We start from the raw sequence: 6,804 nt of genomic DNA on the forward strand, positions 1-6,804 counted from the left end.
AGCGACCCGTCTCGAAAACCGGTTGGCTCTCGAGGCGCATTCGCCCGACGTCTCGCTTAAGGAGCACCTGATGGCAGTCCCCACGTTCGTCGACCGGGTGACGCTGCACGTCAGCGCCGGTCGCGGCGGCAACGGGGTGGCTTCGGTGCACCGCGAGAAGTTCAAGCCCCTCGGTGGTCCGGACGGGGGCAACGGCGGCCCGGGTGGCTCGGTGATCCTGCGCGTCGACCCCGACGTCACCACCCTCGTCGACTACCACCACAGCCCCCGGCGTCGCGCCGAGCACGGCGGCCACGGGGCGGGCGGACACCGCAACGGCGGCCACGGGAGCGACCTGGTGCTGCCGGTCCCCGACGGCACGGTCGTCGCGGACGGTCGCGGCAACGTCCTGGCCGACCTGGTCGGCCCGGGCACGGAGCTGGTGGTCGCCTCCGGTGGGCGAGGCGGCCTCGGCAACGCCGCGCTCGCGAGCTCCAAGCGGAAGGCGCCGGGCTTCGCGCTGCTCGGCGAGCCCGGCGACGAGCTCGACATCGTGCTCGAGCTGAAGGTCGTCGCCGACATCGGGCTGGTCGGCTTCCCCAGCGCGGGCAAGTCGAGCCTGATCGCCGCGATGTCGCGGGCCCGGCCCAAGATCGCGGACTACCCGTTCACCACGCTGGTCCCCAACCTCGGCGTCGTCACCGCCGGCGACACGACCTTCACCGTCGCCGACGTACCCGGCCTGATCGAGGGCGCGAGCGAGGGCCGCGGCCTGGGCCACGACTTCCTCCGCCACATCGAGCGCTGTGCGGCGCTGGTCCACGTGATCGACACCGCCACCATGGAGCCCGGCCGCAACCCGGTCGAGGACCTCGACGTGATCGAGCACGAGCTGAGCCGGTACGGCGGCCTCGAGGACCGTCCCCGCCTGGTCGCCCTCAACAAGGTCGACGTCCCGGACGGACGCGAGATCGCCGACATGGTCGTCGCGGAGCTCCGTGACCGGGGGCTCGAGGTGGTGGCCGTCTCGGCCGCCTCGGGCGAGGGGCTGCGCCAGCTGACCTTCGCCATGGCCGCGGTCGTCGAGGCCGCCCGCCGGGAGCGGCCGGTCAGCGAGGCGACCCGGATCGTGATCCGCCCGCCCTCGGCCGACGGTGGCGACGACTTCACGGTCGAGGAGGCCGTCGAGGCGTCCACGGGCCCGCAGGAACGGGCGTGGCGGGTCCGGGGCCTCAAGCCCGAGCGATGGGTGCGGCAGACCGACTTCAGCAACGACGAGGCCGTCGGCTTCCTCGCCGACCGGCTCAACCGCCTCGGGGTGGAGTCCCGCCTGCTCGAGATGGGCGCCGCCGAGGGCGACAGCGTGCTCATCGGCGACCGCGACAACGCCGTCGTCTTCGACTTCCGGCCGGGCATCGACGCCGGAGTCGAGATGCTCGGCCGTCGCGGCGAGGACCAGCGTTTCGACGAGTCGCGGCCCGCGGCCCGGCGTCGTCGCGAGATCGAGGAGGCGATGGCCGAGCGCGCCGAGGGGGAGACCCGCGCCGACGTCGCGCGACGCCGTGACCTGCCCGAGAGCGACCCCGAGGGATGACCCCGGGGGCCGGCCGCCGCGACCGGGTGGTCTCCGCGCGGCGGGTCGTCGTCAAGGTGGGCTCCTCGTCGCTCACCACCGCGACCGGCGGGATCGACCCCGACCGGGTCCGCCGCCTCACCGACGTGCTCGCGACCGCCCGTGCCGACGGGGCCGAGCTGGTCCTCGTGTCCTCCGGTGCCATCGCGGCGGGGCTGGCGCCGCTCGGCATGAGCCGACGGCCCCAGGGGCTCGCCGCCCAGCAGGCCGCAGCCTCGGTCGGGCAGGGACTGCTCGTGCACCGCTACACCGAGGAGCTGGCCCGTCACGGGGTCGTCGCCGGGCAGGTGCTGCTCACCAACGACGACATGACCCGCCGCTCCCACTACCGCAACGCCTACCAGACGTTCGCCAAGCTGCTCGACCTCGGCGTGCTGCCGATCGTGAACGAGAACGACACGGTCGCCACGAGCGAGATCCGGTTCGGCGACAACGACCGGCTCGCGGCCCTGGTCGCCCACCTGGTCCACGCCGACCTGCTGGTCCTGCTGTCCGACGTGGACGGCCTCTACGACGGCGATCCGGCCCAGCCGGGCAGCAGCCTGGTCCGGGAGGTGGCCGCCGCCGACGACCTCGACGGCGTCCGGATCGGCAGCTCCGGCACCGCCGGCGTGGGAACCGGCGGCATGCACACCAAGGTCGAGGCCGCCCGGATCGCGACCGGGGCCGGCATCCCGGTCGTCCTGGCCTCCGCGGAGCAGGCACCGGCCGCCCTGGCCGGCGAACCGGTCGGCACCCTCTTCCACGCCACCGGGCGGCGACGCCCGACCCGGTTGCTCTGGCTGGCCCACGCAACCGAGCCCCGCGGACAGGTGCTGCTCGACGACGGCGCCGTACGCGCGATCACGCAGCGGCGTGCGTCCCTGCTCGCGGCCGGGATCACCGGCGTCACCGGCAGCTTCGTGGCCGGTGACCCCGTCGACCTCGCCGACGCCGCCGGTCGACCGGTCGCGCGGGGGCTGGTCAACTTCGACGCCGACGAGATCCCCAGCCTGATCGGCCGGTCCTCCCACGAGCTCAAGCGCGACCTCGGGGCGGCCTACGAGCGGGAGGTCGTGCACCGCGACGACCTCGTGTTGCTCACGGACCCGGGGCCCTCCGCGGGGTAGGTTCGCCCGCATGACGCGGGGGCGCATGGCGGTGACGCTGCTCCTCGTCCTGCTGCTCGTCCCGGGGATCGTGCTCACGCTCGTGCGCCTGCTCGACCCGTGGGGCGACCTGTGGGTGAAGCTGGAGGCGTTCACCCCCTTCGGGATCGTGGCGTACGGCGCCGCGCTGGTCGTGGTGCTGATCCGCCTCGCCGTCGTACGCACCTGGGGCGCCGGCCTGGCCTGCGCGGCGGTGGCCGTCGGCGTCGCGCTCCACCTCGGGTGGTTCGCGCCGATGATCTGGGGCGCGAACCCGCCGCCGCGCGAGGGTGCCGAGCCGCTGCGGGTGATGGTGACCAACCTCTACGCCGGCCGGACCGACGGGCTTGACGTGGTGCGCGCGGCGAGCGAGCAGGACGTCGACGTCCTGGTCGCGACCGAGGTGACCCCGGAGGCGCTCGCCCGGATGGAGCGGGCCGGGCTGGACGCCCTCCTCGGGCACCGGGCGGGCCGGCCCGCGCCGGGCGTGGAGGGGACGATGGTCTTTGCCAACGTGCCGCTCGGAAGGCCGAGTCGCCTCGGCACCACCTGGGGCTCCTGGCGGGTGCCGATGGGGGAGCACACGCTGTTCGCGGTCCACCCGCACGACCCCACGGACATCGCGAAGTGGCGCCGCGACCACCACCTCATCCGGGCCGCCGCGTCCGACGAGCAGCCCGACCTGATCGCCGGCGACTTCAACGCGACCCCCGACCACCCGCCGATGCGGGCCCTGGTGGACACGGGCTACCGCTCGGCGGCCGAGCTGGCCAACGAGGGGTGGCAGCCGACCTGGCCGGCCGCCGGTGCCTCGGTGCTCGGCATCTCGCTGCCGAACGCCGTCGACATCGACCACGTCCTGGTGGGGCCCGCCTTCGCCGCGATCGGCACCCACACCCTCGAGATCCCCGAGAGCGACCACCGCGCGCTGGTGGCCGAGCTGGCGGCCACGTGAGGGAGCCGCTCGACCTGACGCCGGAGCAGGTGGCCGAGGACGAGGAGTTCTTCGCGCTCTACGGGCCCTGGGATCCGCTGGACCCGCCCGGCCTGGCGGAGTTCATGTCTGGGTTCGGGCGACCCTGGTGGATCGTCGGCGGGTGGGCGATCGAGGCGTTCACCGGCGTGCTCCGCGAGCACGAGGACGTCGACCTCTCGATCCTCGCCTGCGACATCCCGGCCCTGCGCGAGCACGTGGGAGACCGCTGGCACCTGTGGAGCAACCACGGCGGCACCCTGAGGCCCCTCAACGACAAGCACCCCGACGTGCTCGACGTCCGGAGCCAGATCTGGGTGCGGAGGAGCGCGCAGGATCCGTGGATCATCGACCTGCCGATCACGCCCGACCGCGACGGACTCTGGACCAGCAAGCGGATGGAGGACCACGTCGTACCGCTCGAGGAGGCGACGTGGGTCGCCTCCGACGGCATCCGCTACCTCAACCCCGAGATCGTGCTGCTCTACAAGGCAGCGCTGGACCGGCCCAAGGACGACCGCGACCTCGCCCGCACCTGGCCGCTGCTCGCACCCGATCGGCAGGCCTGGCTGCGCGACGCCGTACGCCGCCTGCACCCGGACCACCCCTGGCTCCCCCGCCTCTCGTTGAGTCGGGGATTCCCGCCCGTCGAGTAGGGGTTTCCCGCTCCTCGAGTTGGGGATTGTTGTCACTCCCGGAGACGGCAATCCCCAACTCAACGGTCGCGGATCCCCGACTCAACGGGCGGGAAGCCCCGATTCAACGGGAATGGGGCGGCGCGCCGTAGGCTTGGACGGCCATGACCGTCTACCTCGACCACGCCGCCACGACGCCGATGCTTCCGGCGGCGGCGGAGGCGATGACCGCCCGGCTGGCCGACGTCGGCAACCCGAGCTCCCTGCACGCCTCCGGGCGGCAGGCCCGCCGCGTCGTCGAGGAGTCACGGGAGAAGATCGCCCAGGCGCTCAACTGCCGACCCGGCGAGGTGGTGTTCACCTCGGGCGGAACCGAGGCCGACAACCTGGCCCTCAAGGGGCTGTTCTGGGCGCGGCGCGGTGCCGACCCCGGCCGCACCCGGATCCTCAGCACCGCGGTGGAGCACCACGCGGTGCTCGACCCGCTGCACTGGCTCACCGAGCGGGAAGGCGCCGAGGTCGAGCTGCTGCCCGTCGACCAGCGGGCTCGTCTCGAGGTCGATGCCCTGCGGGAGGCCGTCGAGCGGGACCCCGACTCGGTCGCCCTGATCTCACTGATGTGGGCCAACAACGAGGTCGGCACCCTCGAACCGGTCGGCGACGCGGTCGAGATCGCTGCCGAGCACGGCATCCCGGTGCACACCGACGCGGTGCAGGCCCTGGGCTCCGTGCCGGTGGACTTCGCCGCCTCCGGGGTCGATGCCCTCACCCTGACCGGACACAAGATCGGCGGGCCGTTCGGCGTCGGCGCCCTCGTCGTGGCCCGCGAGCTGGACCTGGTGCCGCTCGTGCACGGTGGCGGCCAGGAGCGAGACGTCCGGTCCGGGACGATCGACACCCCCGCGATCGCCGGTTTCGCTGCCGCCGTCGAGGTGGCCGTCAAGCAGCAGGCCGACCACGCGACCCGGGTGGCGGCCCTGCGCGACGACCTCGTACGCCGCGTGATCGAGGTGGTGCCGGACGCCCACCTCCACGGTCCCCAGCTCGAGCAGAGCCACGAGCGCTTGCCCGGCAACGCCCACCTCGGGTTCCCGGACTGCGAGGGCGACTCGCTGCTGATGCTGCTCGATGCCCGCGGGATCGAGTGCTCGACCGGCTCGGCGTGCTCGGCCGGCGTACCCCAGCCCTCGCACGTCCTGCTGGCCATGGGCTGCACCGACGAGGCCGCGAGACACTCCCTGCGCTTCTCGCTGGGCCACACCAGCACCCAGGCCGACGTCGACGCCCTCGTCGAGGCGATCGGGCCGGTCGTCGAACGGGCGAGGAGCGCCCAGAGATGAGAACACTGCGATGAAGGTCATCGCTGCCATGTCCGGCGGCGTCGACTCGGCGGTCGCTGCGGCGCGGGCTGCCGAGGCGGGCCACGACGTCACCGGGATCCACCTCGCCCTCTCCCGCAACCCGCAGTCCTACCGCTCGGGGGCCCGCGGTTGCTGCACGATCGAGGACAGCAACGACGCCCGGCGCGCCGCCGACGTGATCGGCATCCCGTTCTACGTCTGGGACCTGAGCGACCGCTTCCACGAGGACGTCGTCGAGGACTTCATGGGGGAGTACGCCGCCGGGCGGACGCCCAACCCCTGCCTGCGGTGCAACGAGAAGATCAAGTTCGCCGCCGTGCTCGACCGGGCCCTCGCGCTCGGCTTCGACGCCGTGGCCACCGGGCACTACGCGCAGCTGCGCACCGGGCCCGACGGCCTGATCGAGATGCACCGGGCGGTGGACTCCGCCAAGGACCAGTCCTACGTGCTCGGGGTGCTCGACCAGGATCAGCTCGCGCACTCGCTGTTCCCGCTCGGTGACTCCACCAAGCCCGACGTACGCCGGGAGGCGGAGCGGCGCGGGCTGCTCGTCGCCGACAAGCCCGACAGCCACGACATCTGCTTCGTCGCCGACGGCGACAACGCCGGCTGGCTGCGGGAGAAGCTGGGGGACCGGGCGCCGAACCACGGGGGCGACATCGTGGATTCCGCGACCGGAGAGGTGCTCGGCCGCCACGAGGGCACCTACGGTTTCACCATCGGGCAGCGCAAGGGGCTCCGGCTCGGGCGTCCGGCTGCGGACGGCCGGCCGCGTTTCGTGCTCGACATCGAGCCGGTCGCCGGCACAGTGACCGTCGGACCGCGTTCGGGGCTGGGCGTCGACCGGATCACCGGGATCCGGCCGCGCTGGTGCGGCACGATCCCGTCCCGGCTCGAGGGGACCGTCCAGCTGCGGGCGCACGGCAGCGAGCACCGCGCCGTGGTCTCCGTGTACGAGGACGAGGTCGACATCGAGCTGCTCGAGCCCGCCGAGGGCATCGCCCCCGGCCAGGCCGCGGTGGTCTACGACGGCACCCGCGTGGTGGGCTCGGCGACGATCAGCGCCACGCACCGGGCCGACGCCCCGCAGGGGACC

General features: G+C 73.4%; 6 protein-coding genes. All 6 read left to right on the plus strand.

All coding sequences use genetic code 11. From position 1 onward, the window contains the following. The first annotated feature begins 70 nt into the window (after positions 1–70). A complete protein-coding gene (gene obgE / locus VFN12_RS15210) occupies positions 71–1,573 on the plus strand; it encodes a GTPase ObgE (RefSeq protein WP_325119584.1) in 1,503 nt (500 codons plus the stop codon). Beyond that, the gene (gene proB / locus VFN12_RS15215; protein ID WP_325119585.1) at positions 1,570–2,721 is read left to right on the plus strand and encodes a glutamate 5-kinase; all 1,152 of its coding nucleotides are present in this window, start codon (positions 1,570–1,572) and stop codon (positions 2,719–2,721) included. The genes obgE and proB overlap by 4 nt, the downstream gene beginning before the upstream one ends. 10 nt (positions 2,722–2,731) lie before the next feature. Continuing rightward, entirely contained in the window at positions 2,732–3,694 is a 963-nt protein-coding gene (locus VFN12_RS15220) for an endonuclease/exonuclease/phosphatase family protein (RefSeq protein WP_325119586.1), read from the plus strand. Beyond that, positions 3,691–4,368, plus strand: coding sequence for a nucleotidyltransferase domain-containing protein (locus tag VFN12_RS15225; protein WP_325119587.1), 678 nt, complete (start codon positions 3,691–3,693; stop codon positions 4,366–4,368). The genes VFN12_RS15220 and VFN12_RS15225 overlap by 4 nt, the downstream gene beginning before the upstream one ends. Positions 4,369–4,511: 143 nt before the next feature. Continuing rightward, positions 4,512–5,687, plus strand: coding sequence for a cysteine desulfurase family protein (locus tag VFN12_RS15230; RefSeq protein WP_325119588.1), 1,176 nt, complete (start codon positions 4,512–4,514; stop codon positions 5,685–5,687). 10 nt (positions 5,688–5,697) lie between these two features. Then, positions 5,698–6,804: tRNA 2-thiouridine(34) synthase MnmA (mnmA, locus tag VFN12_RS15235; protein WP_325119589.1), on the plus strand; the 1,107-nt coding region annotated here is incomplete at its 3' end.

Origin of the sequence: Nocardioides sp. (assembly GCF_035703625.1) — a bacterium.
In the GTDB taxonomy this organism is placed as follows: domain Bacteria; phylum Actinomycetota; class Actinomycetes; order Propionibacteriales; family Nocardioidaceae; genus Nocardioides.